General features: G+C 47.3%; 20 protein-coding genes. 6 read left to right on the forward strand and 14 right to left on the reverse strand.

Going from position 1 to position 23,252, the window contains the following annotated elements; translation table 11 throughout:
* Window positions 1-32: 32 nt before the first annotated feature.
* A complete protein-coding gene (locus ACJJIY_RS19900; RefSeq protein ID WP_445358682.1) occupies window positions 33-542 on the reverse strand; it encodes a GNAT family N-acetyltransferase in 510 nt (169 codons plus the stop codon).
* Window positions 543-605: 63 nt separating this feature from the next.
* Window positions 606-1,496, reverse strand: a complete 891-nt coding sequence (locus tag ACJJIY_RS19905; protein WP_445358683.1) for a patatin-like phospholipase family protein — start codon at window positions 1,494-1,496, stop codon at window positions 606-608.
* 101 nt (window positions 1,497-1,597) lie between these two features.
* Between ACJJIY_RS19905 and ACJJIY_RS19910 the strand changes: the two genes are divergently transcribed.
* The 3 genes from ACJJIY_RS19910 (at window position 1,598) to ACJJIY_RS19920 (ending at window position 3,432) form a co-directional block, all read left to right on the forward strand.
* A complete protein-coding gene (locus ACJJIY_RS19910) occupies window positions 1,598-2,113 on the forward strand; it encodes a PH domain-containing protein (protein WP_282933480.1) in 516 nt (171 codons plus the stop codon).
* A 59-nt stretch (window positions 2,114-2,172) separates the two neighbouring features.
* The gene (locus ACJJIY_RS19915; RefSeq protein ID WP_445358684.1) at window positions 2,173-2,889 is read left to right on the forward strand and encodes an esterase/lipase family protein; all 717 of its coding nucleotides are present in this window, start codon (window positions 2,173-2,175) and stop codon (window positions 2,887-2,889) included.
* A gap of 84 nt (window positions 2,890-2,973) precedes the next feature.
* Complete coding sequence (locus ACJJIY_RS19920; RefSeq protein WP_445358685.1) at window positions 2,974-3,432, forward strand: GNAT family N-acetyltransferase; 459 nt, start codon at window positions 2,974-2,976, stop codon at window positions 3,430-3,432.
* Between the two features lie 70 nt (window positions 3,433-3,502).
* On the opposite strand, the gene ACJJIY_RS19925 is transcribed toward ACJJIY_RS19920, so the two are convergent.
* The 6 genes from ACJJIY_RS19925 to ACJJIY_RS19950 form a co-directional block, all read right to left on the reverse strand.
* Window positions 3,503-5,011, reverse strand: coding sequence for a PepSY-associated TM helix domain-containing protein (locus tag ACJJIY_RS19925; protein ID WP_445358686.1), 1,509 nt, complete (start codon window positions 5,009-5,011; stop codon window positions 3,503-3,505).
* A 27-nt stretch (window positions 5,012-5,038) separates the two neighbouring features.
* Complete coding sequence (locus tag ACJJIY_RS19930) at window positions 5,039-5,617, reverse strand: hypothetical protein (RefSeq protein WP_445358687.1); 579 nt, start codon at window positions 5,615-5,617, stop codon at window positions 5,039-5,041.
* Between the two features lie 110 nt (window positions 5,618-5,727).
* The gene (locus ACJJIY_RS19935) at window positions 5,728-7,944 is read right to left on the reverse strand and encodes a TonB-dependent siderophore receptor (protein WP_444896667.1); all 2,217 of its coding nucleotides are present in this window, start codon (window positions 7,942-7,944) and stop codon (window positions 5,728-5,730) included.
* Window positions 7,945-8,275: 331 nt separating this feature from the next.
* Window positions 8,276-9,844 carry an AbgT family transporter gene (locus ACJJIY_RS19940; protein ID WP_444935505.1) on the reverse strand — a complete coding sequence of 523 codons (1,569 nt, stop codon included), beginning with the start codon at window positions 9,842-9,844 and terminating at the stop codon, window positions 8,276-8,278.
* Window positions 9,845-9,924: 80 nt separating this feature from the next.
* Window positions 9,925-10,932: a tryptophan--tRNA ligase gene (locus ACJJIY_RS19945; protein WP_282933487.1), complete on the reverse strand. Its 1,008-nt coding sequence runs from the start codon at window positions 10,930-10,932 to the stop codon at window positions 9,925-9,927.
* Between the two features lie 121 nt (window positions 10,933-11,053).
* Window positions 11,054-12,052 carry a helix-turn-helix domain-containing protein gene (locus ACJJIY_RS19950; RefSeq protein ID WP_444935504.1) on the reverse strand — a complete coding sequence of 333 codons (999 nt, stop codon included), beginning with the start codon at window positions 12,050-12,052 and terminating at the stop codon, window positions 11,054-11,056.
* Between the two features lie 323 nt (window positions 12,053-12,375).
* On the opposite strand from ACJJIY_RS19950, the gene ACJJIY_RS19955 reads away from it, so the two are divergent.
* Complete coding sequence (locus ACJJIY_RS19955) at window positions 12,376-12,786, forward strand: rhodanese-like domain-containing protein (protein ID WP_444935503.1); 411 nt, start codon at window positions 12,376-12,378, stop codon at window positions 12,784-12,786.
* Between the two features lie 247 nt (window positions 12,787-13,033).
* Window positions 13,034-13,267 carry a hypothetical protein gene (locus ACJJIY_RS19960; RefSeq protein WP_444935502.1) on the forward strand — a complete coding sequence of 78 codons (234 nt, stop codon included), beginning with the start codon at window positions 13,034-13,036 and terminating at the stop codon, window positions 13,265-13,267.
* A 256-nt stretch (window positions 13,268-13,523) separates the two neighbouring features.
* Here ACJJIY_RS19960 and csrA read toward each other — a convergent pair whose 3' ends face one another.
* The 6 genes from csrA to ACJJIY_RS19990 all read right to left on the reverse strand — a co-directional run bounded on the left by csrA (window position 13,524) and on the right by ACJJIY_RS19990 (window position 21,423).
* Complete coding sequence (csrA, locus tag ACJJIY_RS19965) at window positions 13,524-13,703, reverse strand: carbon storage regulator CsrA (RefSeq protein WP_444894366.1); 180 nt, start codon at window positions 13,701-13,703, stop codon at window positions 13,524-13,526.
* A gap of 1,139 nt (window positions 13,704-14,842) precedes the next feature.
* A complete protein-coding gene (locus ACJJIY_RS19970; protein WP_445358688.1) occupies window positions 14,843-16,534 on the reverse strand; it encodes a histidine kinase in 1,692 nt (563 codons plus the stop codon).
* Window positions 16,535-16,949: 415 nt separating this feature from the next.
* Window positions 16,950-17,696, reverse strand: coding sequence for a 2,3-dihydro-2,3-dihydroxybenzoate dehydrogenase (dhbA, locus tag ACJJIY_RS19975; protein ID WP_444896660.1), 747 nt, complete (start codon window positions 17,694-17,696; stop codon window positions 16,950-16,952).
* A gap of 7 nt (window positions 17,697-17,703) precedes the next feature.
* The gene (locus ACJJIY_RS19980) at window positions 17,704-18,591 is read right to left on the reverse strand and encodes an isochorismatase family protein (RefSeq protein WP_444896659.1); all 888 of its coding nucleotides are present in this window, start codon (window positions 18,589-18,591) and stop codon (window positions 17,704-17,706) included.
* A gap of 13 nt (window positions 18,592-18,604) precedes the next feature.
* On the reverse strand, window positions 18,605-20,230 hold the full coding sequence (locus ACJJIY_RS19985) for a (2,3-dihydroxybenzoyl)adenylate synthase (RefSeq protein WP_444896658.1): 1,626 nt from the start codon (window positions 20,228-20,230) through the stop codon (window positions 18,605-18,607).
* A complete protein-coding gene (locus ACJJIY_RS19990) occupies window positions 20,230-21,423 on the reverse strand; it encodes an isochorismate synthase (RefSeq protein WP_445358689.1) in 1,194 nt (397 codons plus the stop codon). The genes ACJJIY_RS19985 and ACJJIY_RS19990 overlap by 1 nt, the downstream gene beginning before the upstream one ends.
* A 490-nt stretch (window positions 21,424-21,913) precedes the next feature.
* On the opposite strand from ACJJIY_RS19990, the gene fes reads away from it, so the two are divergent.
* On the forward strand, window positions 21,914-23,245 hold the full coding sequence (fes, locus tag ACJJIY_RS19995; protein ID WP_445358690.1) for an enterochelin esterase: 1,332 nt from the start codon (window positions 21,914-21,916) through the stop codon (window positions 23,243-23,245).
* Window positions 23,246-23,252 lie beyond the last annotated feature (7 nt).

Below are 23,252 nucleotides of genomic sequence, written 5' to 3' on the forward strand. Positions count from 1 at the left end.
ATGCCATTTGGCGCCCCATTCAACGAACATCATTAAATATCCAAGGATCTTGGGCTTAGCTTCGCCGTGAGGATATGATCCTCCCAACATCCATTGATCTTCAGGTATTTTGCCGCCCTACCCTCGACAACGAAGCCCAACGCCTCCAGCAAAGCTGCCGACCTATCGTTACCAGGCATATAGTTAGCCATCACCCTATTCAAATTTAAGGTGTCAAAAGCATAATCAACGACATGACGACACAAGCTCCTCATTAAGCCCCGCCCCTCGTGGGACTGGTCAACTGCATATCCCATATTACAGGCCTGAAATGGGCCTCGGATGATATTCGTCAAGGAGCAAACGCCCAGTAACTGATCACACCCGGACTCTAATGCAGCAAACTTTAAAATTCCTCCAGAGCTTATGCGTCGAATCCAGGACCCGGAACTGTGAAAACCGGGCTCGCGGATGGGCTCCCAGCGCTTCAGGTGCTCTTCATTAGATAAATAAAAAGCTGATATGGCGGGCGCATCTGTCACTCCGAGCAAACGTATTTCCACCAGTCGACTACCTCACCATTCACATTCTGATTAAGCTCAATCAACCCCTTTATACTGGCGCTACTATTCAATTGACGGCAAAGAGTCCCGCTGATCGGGAAGCTCACGAAGAAATTCCCAACCCCGGGCCCTGCCGCTCTCATAACCTTCCTCGAGCAACTCTGCTTCTTGAGTAAAGCGCTTAACCGGGAAATTGTCTGGAGGCGCAATAACCGAAACCTGGCAACCCTCTGGAGGCACCTCGATAAACTCCAGAGCCCGATTATATTTCTCCCCCCTCTCCAGCACGGCCTCAAATAGCCGGGCATGATCACGGAAAAACTGTTTGATAAATTTTGGAGCAGGCCCCTTAATTTTCCGATACCCCAGAGGGCGCGAAAGAATAACGGTTATATTTCTGGCCCCCTGCTGATAGGCCTGAATAATCGGTATCGAATCAGCCAGACCGCCATCGGTCATAGGCTCCCCATCCACTTCAGGAAACCCCCGGTAAGCAACCGGAATGGCGCAAGAGGCCGGGAAAACCTCGTGCATATTTTCCGGAGTTACTTTCAGGTATCTAGCCTCCCCCGTGTTGATACTGGTAGTCACGGCATAAAGCGGTATTCCATTCTCAACATAACTATCGACACTGAGCGGAATATCCTGATATGACTCATGCCACAACCAGCCAATGTCACAAAAATGACCGCCTCGGAGATAGCGGCGCCAGTCAATGAAGTCTGCCCGCCGGGCATGGTCCATTAGTATTTGCCGACTTCGCCCATGGTTTCCCGCCAGATAACCAATCAAATTGGTGGAGCCTGCGGATACACCGATCGCAAAATCAAATGGCCGATAGTCCGCCTCCAAAAATGCATCCAATACGCCAGCAGCGAAAATCCCCCGCATAGCACCCCCTTCAACCACAAGGGCTGACTGGGAATTCTCGTTAATCAAAATACAGTCATCCATAGCGAGCAACCGTTAAAACCAAACCATCTCTACCTTTGCCAAGCAGATTCCAATAGCACTATGATTGAGGCATTCAGGTAATCCGTTGAGTTAAACCAAGTATGCCAACAATCGCGTTTAAAGCGCCGTGGAGCCGCCAGCTCCAAATTATCAGTGCCATATGCACATTACTCCTACTGGGACTGCCGCTCTTTCTGGCATCGAGAGCACCAGCTGCTCCATCTACCCTCTATAGCATTGCCATAGCACTTCCGCCTGCAATACTGGCTCTCAGTGCCTTCTTTGCCATCCGTGGTTACGCCATCAAAAATGGCAACCTCTTGATATTGCGCCCGGGCTGGAAAACCACCATCTCCTTGGAGGGGCTATCTGAAGCATTCCCCGACTCAACCGCCATGCAAGGATCAGTCCGCATCTTTGGCAATTCCGGCTTATTTGGCTATATAGGCCTGTTTCAAAACCAAAAGTTGGGGCGCTATCGCGCATTTGCTACCGATCAGCAAAAATCTGTCGTACTGCGCCTGGCCACACAAACTATCGTGATCACCCCCGATAAACCGGAGCGGGCAGCGGACATTCTCCGCCAACACTGCCAACTTCAACCCAATCCAAATTAATTGCTCCGACAACAACGCCACACGAATAGGCACGAGAAGTCGACAGGAAGTTCAAACCGATGAAAAAGTTCGCTTTTATAATTGCCGCTGCATTTACGCTGCTATCAGCAAGTACTCACTCCGCTTGTGTGATTTTATTGCATGGATTAGCCAAATCAGATAGCTCAATGGAGAAATTGGCAAAGGCCATAGATGCCGAAGGTTTCCAAACGGTCAATATTGATTACCCTTCGACCAAGCACTCCATTGAAACCTTGGCCAGCATGGCCATAGCGCCTGCTGTCGAGGAGTGCGGTAACTCGCAAGAAATCAATTTTGTCACTCACTCCATGGGCGGCATTCTGGTAAGGCAATATCTACATTCAGCTGAAATCAAAAACCTGAATCGCGTTGTCATGTTGGGCCCACCCAATAAAGGCAGCGAAGTAGTTGATAAACTGGGAACATTCCCCGGCTTCAAATTTATGTTTGGCGATGCTGGGCTACAGCTGGGTACTGGTGAGATGAGCGTCCCCAACAAGCTCGGTAGTGCAGATTTTGATGTAGGTATTATTGCCGGTACTCGCAGCATCAACCTGATTCTATCCCGCCTTATCCCAGAAACCGATGATGGTAAAGTCTCCGTATCCAGCACAAAACTGGATGGCATGAATGATCATCTGCAAATGCCAGTGACCCATGTATTTATGATGAAAGATAAAAAAGTTATCTCGCAAGTTATCCATTACCTCAAGCATGGATTCTTTCATAGAGCCGGCAATCAGGCATCCAATTAAAATTAATCGATCTTATAAATAATCTATACCTTTTAACTCCAATCACAATACAAAATTAGTGACAATAATTTGGAATTCACCTTTATGCAGTGGCAATGGTGCAGCTTTAAAGAGCTTACGCTCAGTCAACTTTACGAAGTTTTGCGAGTTAGGCAGGAAGTTTTTACGGTAGAGCAAGATTGCCCCTATCAGGATGCCGATGGCAAAGACCAGCACTCCTGGCACCTGATCTGCTGGGAGGGAGACGAAAATAACCCGCAGGTTATGGCCTACCTGAGAGTTGTTTTCCCAGGCCTTAAATACCGGGAACCCTCGATAGGAAGAGTGTTAACCGCAGAAGCCAGTCGCGGAACAGGCCTGGGCAAGGAGCTGATTCGCCGAGCCGTAATGCACACATGCGAGGAATACCCCAACACTGGTATTCGCATTTCAGCTCAACAACATTTGGATAGATTTTACGGGGAGTTTGGCTTTGAGCAGGTGTCTGAGCCATATCAGGAAGACGGCATCCCGCATATCGAGATGTTACGCCCTGCCAATTAATTGAAAGGGATCTTGTAAGTCCGATGGAAGTTTTGGGGTCCTGCAGAGGCACTGCGGGACCCCAAAAAATCTAGTTGCTACCCAGTGGATTGGCACCGGCGGAAACAGGCTCACTATCCGACTGACGCGCCCTGCTATAAAGGCAAGAGGCCGCGATTCCAGCAGCAATTAGCAACCACACAACATTAACGACCAGTGATGCTCTCACAAAGGAATCCTCACCAAACTGAGCAACGTGCACTACAACTGCACCGGCGCAGGCGATAATTGTGGCAATACGCAGAGACATAGACCACTTGGCCACTGTCCCCATAAAGGCAGCCGCAACACTTAACGCCAAGGTCACCAACCAGAACACCTGCGCAGCATTTAGCTTAAACGCCAGATAAGTCACCGCACTCAGAGCAATCGCAAATGGTACACCCCATACCTGAGCAATCCAGACTCGCTCCAAACGTACGGCGGGATTGCCGCGCTGACGCTTGCGAACAAACCAGATATTGATGCCGGATACCACCAGTAAACACATCCCCACCCCCAGCAGGAAGTAAGCAACTTTCACTGGGAAACCGGAAAAGTGGCCAAAGTGTAAACGGTACGTAGAAAGGTAAACTTGTTTAGCCGCGTCTCCCTCAGACCAACCCTCTTTTTCAATCAGGCTGCCATCGGGATTAAAATGGTAACGCTCACCCCAGACCAAACGCTCTGGGACCCGGGTCCACACCTCAACAACCTGGCCTTCACGTCCAGGAAATGCCACTTCTAAACGAGTGCGCTCTTCTTCCGGTGCGATACGATCCATTGTTGCCAGAATTGCAGCATAATCCGGATAATCAACTTCAGGGGCGTTTTCCTCCATCACCGGATGATCCGCGTAAAGCATGTGCTCTACCTTTTCCGTATCACCCTCAAAGAATACGCCGGCAATTGCAAAAGCGGCTACCTGGGACAACCCGATAAAAGCCCCGGTAATGGCTATGGCAAGATGAAAGGGAGAGGCCCAAACCCCCAGGCGATTGTGCAAATCCACTTGCTGAAGACGCTTGGAGCCAGAAAGACGGAAAGAGAAAGCGTCTTTAATAATTTTGGGATGGGCCAGCAAACCGGAGACGATCAGAGCGGACATCACCATCCCGATCAAACCAACCAGGATGACCCCATAACCAACAGGAAGGTTGAGCGCGTAGTGCAGGTAGGCCAGGAAGTGGGTCCACTCATGCTCCACCTTGCCCAGCAGGGAACCATCTTCAGCGACATATCGCTCCATATCGCCAACTTCAACCATCAATCTGGGCTTATCCTGATTGGGTATGGTGAAGGTAATTGAATCGAGATCCTCTTTTTCCTGCTTAGCTAACGCAATAGCATTTTCTGTAGCCGTCCGATACACAGAGGCTTCAACATTGAGGTTCTCAAACTCGGAGGCCTGCTCCCAGCGTTCGAACTCATTGTAAAAAACCGCCAGTGTTCCGCTGACACAAACAATGTATAAAAGAGTGGATACCGCCAGGCCGAGAACTGAGTGTCCATCGGTCATATCACGGACAAAGCCTGGGGTCGGTTTAAAGGAAAATTTCACGTTAAATTCCTACTCAAGTCCGTTGATCTATGCTGCCGAAGCGGGAAGCGCAAAGGTCAGCAACAAGCCGCTGACCACCGAGAAAGCCAACATGGCAGCCGAAGGGCGCAGAAGCTTTTTATCGGCACAGCACCAAACCATCGCCAGGGTCCAGATTATCACCGACAGGAAGGCTCCGCCGACCAAGCGGACAGTTTCAGAAAACCCGGTAAAACCAAAGAAAAGCAAACCGGCGATCAAACCACTAGCCGCGGGCAAAAGAAAGGCAGCCATAAAACGCAAGAAGCCCCGCAACCACAATGGAAGCAGGGCTTGCGTTTCGGGTGTTCCCGAGCGCTGCTTTTCAATGGGCCTAGGGCCACTGGGCCAGTCACCCTTAAGAGCCAATAAAGCAAAGACTCCGAGCATCACAATTAAAGTGGCAATACTGATCCCATATTCCACCCCAACAATTGAACTCCACCCAAAAGCCGACAACGCCATGGCTCCCCAGCCACTCCAACGGCGCATGGGCTCTGCCCCTCTGCGGGACCAGGCGGAATAAAGGAGCAAAATCCCGGCCAAAGCAAAGGCGCTGGAGACTCCTGCAATCATATAAAAAGACATTGGCATAACCATAACAGCGAGAGGCTCGCCTCTCGTCTGGTTGCTTAAACGTAAAAAAGGGAGCCCGCCCACAGACTCCCCCTGTGGACAAGCTCCCAGTCTACACTAACTTAGAAAATGTAGCGTGCTTCCGCAGTTACATAGCGACGCTCACCGTAGAAGCAGTCACCGCGGCTCAGGCAAACCGTTGTATGCTCTTCATCGGTCAAGTTTTTCGCATTCAGCTGGAACTTCCAGCTTTCAAGGGTGTATCCGATAGTCGCATCATACAGAGTATACGAAGGGTTCTCTGTCGGGAAATGAGCAAACTCCGAATCGTAATAAGCTGCATTTTCTGGATCGAAAACAACATATTGTGCATGTACTTTATCGATACCGGTGTAACTGTCTCCTACGTAACGCGCCCCAACGCCAATAGTAAGCCCTGGAACCCAGTCGCTCAGATCATAGTCTCCCCAAATAGAAAACTGCTCTTCTGGCACGCCTTCGATTTCAGAACCCTGCTCAAAGGAGCTGCTGCTCTCAGTGATCTCAGTGTCTATTTGACTATAGTTAGCGATAAGAGTGAGATTGCCTAACTTACCGCTGGCCTCAAGTTCGAAACCATCAACTTTCGCCTCACCAATTTGCTCGAAAAGCCCGTAATCCCCATAAGTCAAACGATTCTTTTGCTTGATCTCATAAACAGACGCCGTCATCAAGATATCGGTTCCCTCAGGCTGAAACTTAACACCAGCCTCAACCTGATCCCCCTCTACCGCTTTAAAGTCACGCCCCATACCATCCGGGTCGGATACGATCGGCTCAAACGATTCAGAGTAGCTAACGTAAGGTGAAATGCCATTATCAAACGCGTACATCAAACCAAAACGCTTGGTTACAGCATCCTCCTTGTGAGTTCTTTGATCCGCTTCAGGGTCATTACTATCTGCTTGACTACTGGTGTTATCCTTCCTAATCCCGGTATTCAGAATAAAGTTACCGAAGGAAATCTGATCCTGGAAATAAAATCCAACCTGCTCAGAATCGGTAACAGTTTTCGTTCTGGCCAGATCCTCAAGGCCCGTAGGTACATACCCATAAACAGGATCAAAAATATCGATCACGCCACCATAACTTCTCGCTCTCAGAGTACTCTCATCAATTTGAGCGTCCTGGCTGTCCAAGCCAAAAGAAATCTGGTGTTCCAACGGGCCAGTTGAGATTTCCCCGGAAAGTCGCAAGTCAAAAATAAGGAAATCGCTGTTAGCGTCCTTCATGTAGACGGTACGTGATACTTCACGTATATCTCTTTGTAGGCGAAGCCTAGCTGAGAAGTCAGCGTACATACTGTTGTAGTCCACTGTACCTTCAGAGTACCGAAGAGCCGCGTTAACTCCCCAATTGTCACTGAATCTGTGATCTAACCACAAACTGTAACCAGTCTGCTCTGTATCATATTTATCCCAACCCGGCTCACTCAGGAAAGTGTCAGTAGGGATTTCACCATTTACGTTCTCAACAATGGTGCCACCCCAGGGTAAAAATGCTGCGGTAGTACCTGATTCATCTTCCTGATAGCTCGCCATAAAAGTGATTTCAGTATCAGCATTCGGACGCCAGGAAATCGAAGGCATTAGTAAAGTACTGTTATCTTCAACGTGATCAACCTGGGCATCAGCCTCTCGATTGTAACCAACCACGCGGTAGAGCCACTCTCCAGACCCGTCGATAGAGCCAGTAACATCTCCCGCGACTACCATGCGGTCGTAATCACCAGCCTGAACCATTACCTCACCCCCAAATTCCTCTTTGGGGCGCTTAGAAACTAAGTTGACAATACCGCCTGTAGAACTCTGCCCGTAAAGTACAGATGAAGGGCCCTTCAGGATTTCAACACGCTCATATGAATAAAGATTTGCTCTGGAACTCGTATAGCTACCAAAAATAGACTGGAGACCATCAACAAACAGTACTGGTTCAACAGCGCGAATTGTGGACCAGTCCCCGCGAGCGTCTACACCAAACAAACCACCGTTAACACCGGCAGAATACTGCAAAACATCTTGTATGGATTTAGAGCCAGTCGCATCAAAAAAGTCCTTATCCCGTAGCGTGATCGAATACGGGGTCTCATCGACCGGAATATCCAGTTTACCAATGGAGGTCTGACGATCCAGGTTCAGATCTCCGATAACACTAACCTCTTCAATTCCTTCATTTTTATCTTCTGCAGCAAACGCCACAGAAGAACCGCCCGCAGCAATAGCCAACGCCAATACAGAGCGACTGATTCCAGAAATTACAGGAGAAGCTTTTTGCATACTTTTTGTTCGAGCGGTACTCATGAAGGTCCCTCAATGCCAACTGAATTTATGTGAATCACACTTAGACTGTGATACAAGTAACTGGTCGCGAATCCTAATAGGAATCGTTATCATCTACAACATTATTGGAACATTTTTTTATTAAAAATGTCTTCGCGGCGGTTAATGACAAAAAAACAGCATGAAAAGGTGGTTTAGCCACGCCAAAAGCGCACGGTCGTACCAAATTATTTAAGCTATCGGGAAGGACTGAAAGGCTTGGGCAGAGAGGGGGTTGGGTGGCAGCTCGCAAGCCACCACCCATCCATTTAGGGTGTCATTCGATCAATTGACCTTAAAGCACCTTGCACCCTTAGGGGTAGGTATAACTAGCCTGCACTCCCAAAGGCATCCCCAGTGTCCAGTAAGCCACCAGGAACAGTGACCAGCAAATCAGGAACACAATGGAGTACGGCAACATAATGGATACAAGTGTCCCAATACCCGTTCCCTTCACATAGCGCTGGCAGTACACAACCACCAAGGGGAAGTAAGGCATCAACGGGGTAATGATATTGGTGGAGGAATCACCTACCCGGTAAGCGGCCTGGGTGAGATCAGGGGAGAAACCGATCTGCATCAACATAGGCACAAAGATGGGGGACAGCAGCGCCCACTTGGCAGAGGCAGATCCCACAAATAAGTTGATAAAGGCTACCAGTACAATAATGCCCATCAGGGTAATCGGGCCCGGCAGCTCCATCGCCGCGAGCAAGCTCCCTCCCTCTACCGAAAGCAGCGTACCCAAACCGGAGCGGGCAAACTCAGAGATAAACAACGCACAGAAAAAAGCCATCACGATGTAATAAGCCATGGAGCCCATGGTTTTGGACATCGCATCAATAACATCCTTACTCTGGCGGAAGGTACCGGCCGCATAGCCAAACACCACACCGGGAATCACAAACAGCAGGAAGATCAGCGGCACAATCGACTTCATAATTGGCGCAGTGAAGGAGGCTAATTCCCCTTCTGCATCGCGCAAGGCTGAGGTCTCTGGCAGCATCCAGGCCACAAGCCCCACGATACCCGCCACCATCACAGTTACCGCCAGGTACATGGCTTTTTTCTCGCGGGCGCCCAGTTCCTGCATTACTGGCATATCCGCTTCATCGCCATCCACCTCTACATTCTTGAGGCGGGGCTCGATGACTTTATCCGTCAACCACCACCCCAACAGGGTCACAAGCAGGCAGGATGCCGAAGTAAAGAACCAGTTGTTAAGGGGGTTTACCTGCATTTCCGGGTTGGCGATTTGTGCCGCTGTCTGGGTAAAGCCTTGCAGTAAGGGATCAATCGCTGAAGGAACAAAGTTGGCAGAGAAGCCGCCTGAAACTCCGGCAAATGCGGCAGCGATACCCGCCAAAGGGTGGCGCCCTGCCGCATAGAAGATCACCCCTCCGAGAGGAATTACCAATACATAACCTGCATCTACGGCTGTATGACTGACGATGGCCACCAAAATCAACATAGGTGTCAGAAGCATCTGCGGCGTTACCGCCAGCAGCTTTTTCAATACCGCATTGATAAAGCCACTCTGCTCAGCCACACCGACCCCCAGCATGGCTACCAGTACTACCCCCAGGGGCGCAAAACTGGTAAAGGTAGTTACCATGCCAGACAGGAAGCGAGCCATTTCACTACTGGAAAGCAGGTTGGTTACCTGTATCGCCTCGCCGGTAGCGGGGTGTAAGGCTTCGAAATTAACACCAGAGAGAAGCCAGGAGAGTACCCAGATTCCCACCATCAAGATCAAAAACAGAACAGCCGGATCGGGTAATTTATTACCGACAACCTCAATAAAATTGAGCGCTCGATTAATCCAGCCATTTTTATTATCGGCACTATTGCCGGCATCAGGATTTGCCTGAACGTTTTCCATGTTTGCACCCTGTACATTTATTATTTTTTATTTAAAAGGAGGCCGCTACTCCATGGCCTCCTGCTTTTTCAGGAAAAGCTTTAACCTATCTTGCGGATACCAACCGCGTGACGCAACTTCTCGATAAAGGGCGCAGAGTAAGCGCGAGCCTTAATAGCCCCCTTCTCCAGCTCCGTTTCAATTTGGTCCGGGTTAGCCAGCAGCTCATTGTAGCGCTCGCGAGCTTCACCGATCTGGCCGTTCACCAGCTCAAACAACTGCTTCTTGGCCTCACCCCAGGCAATGCCCTCCTCAAAAGCTTTGCGCATTTCTGCTGTCTGTTCTTCGCTGGCAAATGCCTGCCAAACCTGGAATACAGTGGAAGTATCCGGATCTTTTGGCTCACCTGGCTCCAGCAGGTTGGTTTTGATCTTATTAATGTGCTTTTTCAGCTTCTTCTCAGGAAGGAACAGCGGAATAGTATTGCCGTAACTCTTACTCATTTTGCGACCATCCAGGCCCTGCAGCACAGCTACGTGGTCGTCAACTACCGCTTCTGGTAAAGCGAAGTGCTCGCCGTAGTGGTGGTTGAAGCGCTGGGCAATATCCCGAGCCATTTCGATATGCTGTACCTGGTCTTTACCCACCGGCACCTTATTGGCGTTGAACATCAGGATGTCGGCGGCCATCAGGATCGGGTAGCTATACAGCCCCATGGTGACGCCAAAATCGGAATCTTCGCCATCGGCACGGTTGGCATCTACCGCTGCTTTATAAGCGTGGGCACGGTTCATCAGGCCCTTGCCGGTCATACAAGTGAGCAGCCAGGTTAATTCAGGAATCTCATGGACGTCGGACTGACGGTAGAACACCACATTGTCGGTATTCAGGCCCAAGGCCAGCCAGGTTGCAGCGATCTCCAGGGTGGACTGATGGACCTGTGCCGGGTCCTGGCACTTAATCAGTGCATGGTAATCGGCCAGAAAGTAGAACGATTGGTTGTTTTCATCCTGACTCGCGGCGATCGCCGGGCGGATTGCACCCACATAGTTCCCCAGGTGTGGAGTACCGGTTGTTGTAATACCGGTTAATACGCGCTGTTTCGTCATAATTCCTTCGTAGTCTGTACTGTCATCAGGCAATAGAGACCGAATCATACCCCTTTAGTGCCCGGGGGTGTATCAACCAAAGGTACCGACTCCCCATAGCCGTACCAACACGCGGCCAACGTTAAGCCTCAAGCGCCACTTTGGCGGAAACCTGGAATTGGCGCTGATATTCACTGGGTGAGATCCCAAACGCCCGACGGAAATGGTGACGCAAGGTCGCACTACTCTCAAAACCAGCCAGTTGGGCTGCCCGATCTACAGACTCCCTACCGGACTCCAGCGCCTTCTGCGCCGCCCGCAAGCGCTGCTGAATCAGCCACTCCTTGGGAGCAATTCCCATCGACTGGCGAAACTTTCGGTCAAAACTACGGCGGGATAAATGAGCGCGCTGCGCCATATCATCAATTTTGATAGCGCCATCCAAATTGCCAATCGCCCAATCCAGCGCGGCGGAGAAGTGGTCTGGCCGTTTGGCAACGGGCATCTCCACATATTGGGCCTGGCCACCCTGCCTATGGGGTGCCATCACCAACCGACGAGCCACCGAATTGGCTAATTCATAACCGTGATTGCGCCGCAAAAACTCAATGCCCAGATCGATGGCGGCACTACTACCCGCTGCGCAAGCCAGTGCATCCTCCCACACATAGAGAACGTCTCCCACATACTCCACCGCAGGAAAGCACTCACGAAAACGATCCGCAAACAACCAGTGGGTAGTCGCCTGCCGACCATCAAATAGTCCCAGTTCCGCAGGCAGAAAAGCACCGGAGCAAAAAGTAAGAATCTGGCGGCTGGCAGCGGCAAACTCAGCCACCGCCCTATGTACGCGCTCCAAATAAGCATCTTGTGGTTGTGCATTGGTCGACCAACAGGGAATCACCAGCAGATCATAATCCATCAAACTCTCTACCCGCCGACAAGCCAGAGCCAGACCGCCGGTCGCCAGAGGGTTTTCCTCAGCGAAAGTCACAATTTCACCGGTGTAGAGCTCGCTAAGTTCAGGTCGGGGTAGGCAAAAGAGTTCGGTAGCGCAACCGAGTTCGAAGAGTGAGACCTGCCGGTGGGCGAGAACAGCCACTTTCTGGCTCTTATTAGGCTTTTGTGCCAACGTCGACATAGGTACCCCTAACCCTCAGCAGTTAATTAAATTAGGTTAACGAATAAATCCAATCCAGCATACCCAGTTGAGCAGTTATTGAAAGCAATGCCGGGAATAAAACCCTCAAGCTTTGAAGCATTATTTGATCGGTAAATCACCATCATCCTCAAATAAGTAAAGCCGAACCCCACTAGCCAAGGCCGACCCACAAGTTTGCACGCAGAATTGGCGCAAAATTAATGCTATCTGGCTCAGAGGTAGATCGCCCGGGAGCAATCAAAAAGGGACACTATCGCCACTTGGAAATCTGACGAACACCGAGAAACCACCGGGAGTAATATATGAGTTCAGCCGTAAGTAGAGTACCCGCTGCCAACAGCCAAGATGCGCTAAACCACTTCCAAAACCTCCTATCTTTTGAAACAGACTGCTGGGATGTACACCACGCAGTCAGCCAAAATCGCAAGGACTTTGTACTTTTAGACGTGCGAGGTGAAGAGGCCTATAAAAACGGACATATACAAACAGCTGAATCCTTACCATACAGCCGTATCAATAAAGACAGGCTGAGCGAATACCCTTCAGATACTTTATTTGTTGTCTATTGTGCAGGCCCACACTGTAATGCGACAGAAAAAGCTGCTATCAGGCTGGCCACGCTTAACAGGCCGGTCAAGAAAATGATCGGCGGCATCACCGGATGGCTAGATGAAGGGTTTACCCTCATCCAAGAAACAGCCAAATCAATTTAACTCCTATTGTTAGCCTTTTCCAGGATGACATAACTTGGCACAAGGATGTGCCAAGCTATCAAACGCCTACTCAAAGAAATACTGATTAATTGGTACTGATATGTTTGTTCGCCACGCCCATCCCACCGACTGTTTTTATCTCTACAATATGATGCGCTGCTTAGCCAGGCATAATAATTCAACTGACTCTTTCCATATTACCCAATTTGAATTGCAAAATAGGTTATTTCAGAGGAAAGAGCATCAAGTGCTAGTTGTGGAACAAGACCACAACCTTGAGGGGTATATCAGCTTTAATATTATTCCAGAAAGTGAAAGCTCGGCGGCCTGGGCTATTATCAGTGAGCTATATATCGAGGATTGCGATACAAACCGAAAAGAAGAGATTACCCAAGCCCTATTGAGTGCAATTGCGAAAGAAGCTCGGAAATATCGCTGCATCGAGATAAGGTGGAAGGTATCTTCAAAGGGGCATAAATAAAAACTGGCTTTTTAGCAAGGATTGCAAGTTCAACTTGTAATACAAAAAGAAACGGAGAGTTCTAAAGTTCACCTAACAGAAAACAATTAGCCCTTCCGCCACCTAACTAGCTTTGATATTCAAAAGAGCCTTTTGGCAGCAAAGAGACACTCGAACCAGAGTGCGTATATCGCCTGCCAGCCAAAGGCTAAAACTTTATGCTTGGAGTCTAGTTTCTTAATCGCCTGCCCCCCGGAATTGTCTCCTTACGACATATTCAAGCCTCCAATTTCTGTTTCTTTTTGATCCTCACATAGACTTCTTCACGGTGGATAGGCAGTGACTTGGGTGCGCTTATACCTATCTTAACTTGATTACCTTTTACCTCCAGCACTGTGACTGAGACATTTGATCCAATTCTTAGATACTCACCTGTCCGTCGCTTTAAAATCAACATTCTCATTTCCTTCAATAATCAAAGTTTGGGCACTTCCGGGATGGGGGAACTTGTGATTCAACGTTTGGAGGAAATGTGGGGTGGTGCGCGAGGGCGGTAGGCACAGAAGAGGAAAAGGCGGGCGCTAGACTTCCAGAGCCTGGGAATCGGTCCCAAACTACTGAATGTACTCCACTTTATTGAAGACGAGTGGGTTTCTAGCGTATTATCCATATAGCCATTTTGATAGGACATGTATCAATTTGGTTAGCTGGCCCCGGGTGTTCGCGCACCTTGGGTCAGCGCCTTTTACTTACTCTTATGTCACGCTACCGTTCTCCTTTAAGGGGATGGGTCTTTTAGAAAATTCTCGGTTCACTCGAAACCTTCAAGTTTGTAAAGCCTTTTTAATCGGCTCACTCAATTACGATCAAAATACTAAAAATATCCACCGATTCTACGCAGCTTTGACATTAAAACAAACGCAATAAATTCCAATAAGATCATTTTCGTGCCTATATTTTTTATGTGCCGGGCTTGTGAAACCTCAGCTAACAACCAACAACTGCTATTTATACTGGGATCCTCCCTCTGACTGTTCAAAAGCTTGAAGAAATAAGCTCTCATTACCGTAGCAGGGAAGAGTTTTCTGAATTAGGTTAAAATTCCCATTGAACTAACTTCACAAACAGCACATAGTGCGTTTTGAGCTAGTGATCGTGCAGGCACTCTAAATTATAACCGTGTGAGCGATAATGATTGGATATGCTCGCAATCAATTGGGGGTAGCTAAAATTATCTTTTTCAAATTCACCCTAGTTTAATAATACTTGAAATCAAGACACCCAACACCAAAATGAAAAACCCTAACCTTTGACAACCAAGAAAGAAGTTAATCATTAACTGGCAAAAAGAAAATCCAATCACCTACCATTGCTTGCTAAATATGCAAAGTAAATAGAATCTTCAAAGTATAGGGCTAAAAAAATTGAGCCCTAATCTCTCGATCGTACCAACAGTAAAATTCAGAGAGATAAATAAAGGAAAGAAATTGAGGTCTCAACTTACAGAAGACAGGTTGGTAAAGCATGGTTGGACCCACGAATATGGGTCCAACTGATATAGAAATATTCCTAGAGATTGAGAAAGATATCGTCTAGCTAGTAGATATAAATAGCTCCCGCAGCATCCGCATCATTTAAATCTGGATCAGCCATAATCCCAGTATCCGAGCCCTGCTCTTCTGGAGCGCCCACTACCAGGGTATCACCATCGCCACTTAAAGCGATTGAAGTTCCAAAGTAGTCACGCTCATCGGTGTTATTAGCTTTCAGGTAAGTGCTCTCAATCCACTGCCCATCAACCATCGAATACATATAGGCCGCACCCGCCCTAGATGCCGAGTTGTCATTGCTATCAGCATAGAAACCTATACCAGCACTACTCTCCTGAGCACCTACCGCAAGTAGTGAGCCATCATTGTTCAGGCTAATAGACGTACCAAAAGCATCATCTTCATCGGTGTTACTCGCTTTAAGGTAGGCACTTTGGTACCAAGAATTCTCCTCATATGAAAATAGATAGACAGCACCATTATTGAAGCCATCACGATCATCGGGGTCCTCTGAAGCACCAGCCTGAAGTGGGGCACCCACAGCAAGCAGGCTGCCGTCGCCACTAAAACTAACATCCCAACCAAAGCGATCGCCCACACTTGCACTATCTGCAGTAAGCAACTGTTGTTGAGCCCAGCCACCATTATTGGAGAAGATATAAGTTGCTCCCCTGCCACCATGCCCACCAATAGCACCAACCGCCAGCATGGAACCATCATCACTCAAGCTAACGGATGAGCCGAAGTCCATATTTGAATTACTATCACTTGCCTTCAAATAAGCTTCTTGACTCCACTCAACCCCAGAATACTGGAAGATATACACCGCACCAGAATCCAGAGCTTCGTCATTATCAGGGCCGCTATTAACACCGGTAGCACTACTATCTTCATATGGGGCTGCTACTGCCAGGGTTGTTCCATTACCACTTAAACTCAACGCCCGACCAAAGAAATCATAATAGCCATGATTATCTGCTCTTAATTTAGCGCTGTGAGTCCACTCCAAATCCTCACGGGTGAATATATGAACTGCGCCAGCTGAAAAGTTATCATCCTCACCATTTTCTTTGTAGGCACCAACAGCCAAAGTATTCCCATCGCCACTAAGGCTCACTGCAGATCCAAATGCAGCTCCACTTTCAACCTCTAAAGCTTTTAAAACAGCTCGGTAAACCCAGCCATCTTCACCGTAATCAAAAATATATACAGCACCTGACCCGCTAGCTGCATTATTAAATTCATTTAACTCATTACTATCTTCGCCAGTCGCACCAACAGCTATGGTAGAGCCGTCATCACTAATCGCAACGGACCAACCAAACTGGTCACCGGCTTCGGCATTACCAGCCTTGAAATAACCAATACTATCGACAACTTCCTCATCAATCGATATTTCATTTGAATCCAGGCAAGTTGTATCATCACAGCTTTGCAATATATAGCGAGCATTCAATCGCTCAAATAGAGGCACCTTAATTTCTACAATTTCAGAACCTGCAGAAATTTTATCGCTAACTACTTCATAGCCAGATTGCCCATCTTTGTTCTCAAGAAGTTGATAATAGGTAGCCCCCTCAACATCCGACCATTCAAAAGTGAACACTTTTGCTGAATTGAAATATAGATAGGGAGTCGCCGCCTCTGAGATTGAGGAACCTCCGCCGCTATCACTTCCCCCACAAGCGCTCAAGATCACACCACATGCAACGACTACTGAACTGCTTTTAAATTTCACAACATCCTTCCCTAAAGAGTATGATTTGAATCGCGCGCAACTCTACCAAGCTTAAGGGAAAAGAAAAACCAGAAACAGGATAAAGTGAGGGTCGAAGGGGATTAAAAAAACAAGGCAATGGTTGCAGACATTAATACCGCACCAACTTTAAAGCACTATTTTTTACGCAAAATACACTTCTGAATTCCACATCATCACAACATTAAATTAAGACAAAAATACAGCAAAAAAGGACACATCAAAAAAGTAAGTAAACAACCAAAGAAAATTAAATAGAGACTTAAAAGTAAGCCCACCTTTCTACCCACAACAGATACTTTAATGCACACACAAAAAACGATTGAGGGGGTGATTTTTAGTGTACTATCCCTCTTATCAACGCAAATCAAAATTTGCAGGAGAGAAAAAGGCAAATTTAGCCTCCTAAAGTTGCCCCACCATCAACAACAATATCTTGCATGGTGATATGCGCAGCCATATCCGAGGCTAGAAACATAACAGTATTTGCTATATCAGAAGTACTCGCGATTTTTTTTAAGGGGATACCCAGCTTATATCCTTCTGGATTACCGGCAACAGTAGCAGCCTCACTGCCTTCACTTCCCCACAGTTCACGCAGCATCTCAGTATCTGTAGATCCTGGTGAAACTAAATTACAACGGACACCATATTCTGCTAGCTCAAGAGCTACGCAATGGCTCAGTCCAACCAGGGCAGATTTTGATGCGCAGTATGCCGTCATTCCCAGTCTTGGAACATGGGCTGCATTAGAGGCTACATTTACAATAGCCCCTTTACCCTGATTTTTGAAATGGAGCGCCAGCTCTCTTATCAAACTAAAGGGGCCTGTCACATTTACTGATAAGCAATCACGCCAATCGGAAAGTGTCAGTTCGGATATACCTCCAACCCGTAGAATACCCGCTGCATTAACTAGAATATCCGGGCCCATGTTGTCAGTAAGTAATCCCTTACAAACCTGAGCAATCTGATCCGAATTTGAAAGATCCAAAGGGACAGTCTCATATCCATACTCAGCCTCTGGAAATTTAATATCGAAACCAAATACAGCAGCACCATGTTCACAAAACAAATCCGCTATGGTTGCTCCAATTCCTCGTCCGGCACCAGTAACCCAAACCCTTTTCCCTGAAAAATTCATATGTCCACTACTCTTTTAATTCAGGGTATTTACCCTGAATCAGCTTCCACCACCCATTGAGTGAGGGGGCAACAGCCAGCTCTTCGAATGTCATTTGGACTCCGAGCTTTTGCCAATCAGTAATCAAGCCCATTAGCTGGGCTGAGTCCAGTCCATAATCAATGAGATTTTCATCTGCATCAAATTGGTCAGGCTCTTCATCAATCAGCTCCAGCAATTGCTCCTTGAGAAAAGACCAGGTTAACTTATCCTTTGATGAAACCCCGAGAGATACGACATCATCTGTTGCAATAACACTTCCGCAACGATTAGCTACATATTTAAGTGCCATAAGATGCTCTTCTTCAGAGAAATCACCAACAGCATCAGCCACCATGAATGGCTGAACATCTCGCATAAAAGCATCCAATGCTGTGGTTAAACAGCCGATATGCGCATATATACCGCATATCAGGAGTTGATCCCTTCCTTTCTCCGCAAGAATTTCCTGAAGCTCAGATCGGTAAAAAGCACTATATCGCCACTTAACCAATACAATATCATCTTCATCTGGCGCCAAAGCAGGCACTACTTTTTGTAAGCTGGGGTCAGCTTTGGTAAGTCCTGGCCCCCACATATCGTTTAGCAATGCGCGATCTTTATCGCTTTGCTCAGTGGGTTGAGCCGTATAAATTACCGGTACCTGATGCTTTTTAGCCCAAACCCGCACCGCAACAATATTGTTTTCTATATTGCGGACCAACTCGCTTCCTTCACCAAAAAAGCGGACGAAATACTCCTGCATATCATGAATAAGCAAAGCACTTCTGGAGGGGTCAATCTTCCAGCCCACCTTATTTTGGGGGAGAGAATCAATCGTGGGTAGACTATAGTTATCCAGTGATGGAATTGACATAAATATTAAGACCTTAAATTTTTGGAGCGGCTGTACTTTCAAGCAGTTCTTTGCGCAAAACTTTCTTGTCTATTTTTCCTACCGGAGTAAGCGGCAAAGTCTGCACAAATTTAAATTTATCTGGCAGCTTGAATTGAGCTACCCCGAGCTCTCGCAAGTACTTTCTCAGAGTTACAGGGCGCAAGCTATCATCACTTGACACTAAAAAAGCACAACTTTTCTCACCCAGTAAATCATCCGGCATTGCTACCAAGGCCGCTTGAGCAATGGATGCATGACGTAACAAAAGACTTTCTATCTCTTCAGCCGCTATCTTTTCTCCACCGCGATTGATTTGATCCTTTTGCCGACCCACTACTTTTAAATATCCACGGTCATCGCGCTGCACCAAATCCCCGGTACGATAAAAACCCTCACTATCGAAAGTATTTTTGTTATGCTCAGGACTTTTGTAGTAACCGCGTATTGTGTATGGACCTCGAGTAATCAGCATACCGGTCTCTCCGGCAGGCACCGCATCTCCGTTCTCGTCAATTACCCGGACTTCATCATTAGGACACATGGGGCATCCCTGGGTGCAAAAAGCCAAAGCATCATCATCATCCAAGCGGGTATAGTTAACCAAACCCTCAGCCATACCAAATACTTGTTGCAGTTGGCATCCTAGCTCTTCCGGCACTCTGCGAGCGACACTTTCAGCAAAATTTGCTCCACCAACCTGTATTAGAGAAAGCGTGGTCAACTTTTCATTGTGCTGCGGGGCAGCTTTAAGCCAAAGTGAAACTGCCGGAGGTACCAGTGCCACCATATTAACTTCGTGCTTTGCTATTAGGGCAAAGCAATTTAATGGTTCTGGATCAGAAGCTGTTATTACGGTACCGCCGCTATCAAATACCCCAAGGGCACCTGGTGAGCTTAATGAAAAGTTATGTCCAGCGGGAAGTGCGCATAAAAACCGGGTCTGAGGACTCAGATCGCATATCTCTGCACTTCTACGCACGCTGTATAAATAGTCATTATGGGTGCGGGGAATAAGCTTCGGTGTACCGGTACTGCCGCCCGAAAGCTGAAAAAAAGCAACTTCTCCAGGAGGAGTTGGCTCTAATTCCCCATTAGGTTCCGTTGTATTTATACTGGCATCAAGTGAATCGGCAGAGCTATCCTTTCCCCACAACAATACATGATTTACGGAGGGCGTTTGCTGCTTTAGCTCATCTATAAAAGCAACATCAGAAAATAACGCATGAGAAGCCGAGGCGATAATAAGAGAAGGGTGAAGCTGATCAGCATAAGCCAACAGTTCCAAGCGCTGATGACTGTACAGCGCATTGACCGGAACGACACCTGCTTTTAACAGCCCAAAGAATACAATATAAAATTCAGCAATATTCGGTAGCTGGACCAAGGCAGTATCGTAAGGTTTAACCCCTTTTGATTTCAGGGAGTGGGCCAGGTTATCGGAAAGCTGATCTAATTGGGCATATGAGAAATGTCGACCACCACAAATAATTGCTGTGGCTTTAGCATCCCTTTCACAAGACACTCTTAAGATATCCGTTAGCGGCTTGTCCTCCCAATAGCCAAGATCCCGATAACGGCGAGCCTCCGATTCTGGCCAAGGCGTAAATTCAATACTCATTAAAGCGCTTCCTGCTGTTTGATTCCCAGAGCATTGAGCATTGTGCCCAACTTCGCGCCGGTTTCCTGCCATTCCGATTCAGGACAAGAGTCCTCCACAATGCCGGCCCCAGCAAATAATTGAATATGGTTGCCATTAACCGTGCCGCAACGAATAGTAACTACCCACTCACCATTACCTTCAGCGTCACACCACCCCACCATTCCAGTGAAGACGCCCCTTTCGAAAGACTCCACCAAGCGGATTAAATTACGGGCATCTTTTGTTGGGAAGCCACATACGGCAGGTGTTGGATGCAGCTGACAAGCAAGTTCCAAAGCAGAAATTTCAGGTTTTTTTAGTTGGCCATGGATGAGGGTCGACAAATGCCACATAGCCGGGGTGCTGATAAGTTCAGGGGCAGCCGGGATATCCAGTGAGCTACAAAACGGTGTGAGTACCTGGCGAATTTCATCAATGACCAATTTATGCTCGTAGCTGTCCTTTGCAGAAGTAAGTAGCGATTCACTTACAGCTTTATCTTTCTCCAGATCGTTTTGTCGCTTAGCTGAACCGGCCAAGGGGTTTGAAATCAGTTCGCTTCCTACTTTTCGTACTAACAACTCAGGACTTGAACCGATCAACTCCTGATCTCCCTCAATGGGGATACGGAAATGATAACCGGAAGGGTTCTGTACAATTAACCTAGATAGAATTTCGTCAACGGAGATTTTCTCGGATAACTCTACGTTTAGCACTCTGGACAAAACCGCTTTACGTAAATCACTATGCTGAAAATTAGCAATCGCCTGCTCTACCGACTGCTTAAAGCGCCATTCACCGGGAATACTTTGGATCTTTTCTACTCGGGGAACAGATGCGCTCCTTCCTTTAAGGGTCGTAATCATTTCACTGCGATCAAAAAATTCGCATTTGGCAGGAACAAACAAGCGGGACTGCTGACTGAGATCAAAAGGAACTGCACCAACTATAACAGGGTTGCGGATTCCGGCCCCTTTCGCTTTGACAAAAGCCTCCTGCACTAACTCATAGAACAGCTGACTGCCTCCACTGGGCTCCGGTATCACCGGCTGGTTGATCTCCGTAAAAACCCCCTTGCCACGCAAGCTTCTATAAGAGGAAGTGAACAAAAAATCAGCGGAATCGGGAATGGGCAATCGTCCAGATTCCGTGTCCTGAGTCGGGAAGAGCATAAACGGGCACTCCATTGAATATGCAAATGAGAATGACTATCATTATAATTCATGTCCAAAAGCATTTGTCAATTGGTGTACTCAATATTTGAGAAGTATTTGCGCGAAAAGCAGCGAGGGAGGCGTCACACAAACTAATAAGCTAGGTAAACATTTAAATATGCGAGACAAAACAACAAGAGCGACCTAAAAAATATATTTTTATTTATTTCAGTTGCAACCTCCCAGGCAGATTTTCTCTGTTTTTCAGTAACCACTTGCGATTGCCGTCACGTTTAATTGCCATCAGACCATGCAACTAAATAAAATTTTCCTTGCTGAGTTTTTGAATTACCCCACACAAGCGAGAATGATAATAATTTCTATTTACACCAGCCATCCTCTTGCGGTAGCCTGTTGGCAAGTTATTACTACTTCTTGAAAAGAAGAATTAAGCACATGGCTCTTTATAAAATTCATGGAAAGTCCAACCATTAAACACAGGAATGCCATGACCGCTGTCATGCACTCAAATATGTTGCGTATTACTCAATCCAGTGTCTCTGAGATTGGCAGCGCGCTTTGGTGGTCGGAGATGGAAAGGCAGGGACTACCGCTTGTTAATAAAAACCCCTCGAATAAAGAAAATTTAATTCTGACATTTTTGTGGAGAGACCCAGATGGTAGCGAATCTCACTCACCGATCAAACAAGTTTATATCGATATAAATTGTGTAACGAACCACCATACATTTTCACCGCCCTCCCTAGAACGGTTGCCAAATACAGATGTGTGGTATTGGCAAGTAGAGATCGAAAAATCCTGGCGGGGTAGCTATCGCTTAATTCCAACTACAGAAAAATGGATCGGCTCCAACTGGGAAAAAGCACTTCAACCCAACGACGATTCCCGAAAAATGCAAAGACATTGGTGGCGCAACCTGCTTAAAGCAGCCATACCCGACCCGCTGAATCGACAAGCGCCGAGTGTCGGTTCGTGGAACAAAAAGTTTTCTGCAATTCATTTGCCAGGACTTATGGAGCAAAGTCTATGGCAAAAATTCGATCTAAAACCTGAGTCTTCAGAGTCGGAAAATAAAAATTCTTCCGGCGTGGGAGAAGTGTGCTGGCAAAGTTCCATCCTGGGAATTAGCCGCAGGGTCTGGACCTACGCATGTGGCAAAGCATCTGATCCTGAGAAGCGCCCACTTGTAATTCTATTGGATGGTGATCGATGGGCAAAAGAAATGCCTATTTTCTCAGTTTTGAAGGAACAGACACAATCCGGACATTTACCTGCGGCACTCTATTTATTAATTGATTCAGTCAACGAGAAACAGCGAGAGAAAGATCTGACTTGTAGTGAGGACTTTTGGCTGGCAATTCAGAAAGAACTGATCCCCCAGATTAAAGAAGAGCTACCTCATACTGAAAATCCAGCGCATACAATTGTTACTGGACAAAGCTATGGTGGACTAGCTGCGATGTTTGCAGGATTAAAGTGGCCCGCAAGATTTGGCTGTGTATTAAGCCAATCAGGCTCCTTCTGGTGGCCAAACAATAAACTCATGGGTAAAGATAATAACAGCGCTGACAAAGGCTGGCTCACAGAGCAGATCTTATCGGAAACCTACCAGCCAGCCAGACTGAAGATTTTTCAGCAGGTGGGCACTCGGGAATATTCCTTAATCAGAGTAAATGACCAGCTGAATAAAGTCCTAAATAGTAAAAGCTTTGATGTTAAGTACCAGAAATTTGTCGGCGGACACGACACTCTGTGTTGGCGTGAGGGACTAATCACGGGTCTTTCATATTTATTACAAAATTTCAGTTATCAGGATTAAAGTTGCT

Source organism: Microbulbifer maximicatervae (SeqCode) (assembly GCF_052468155.1).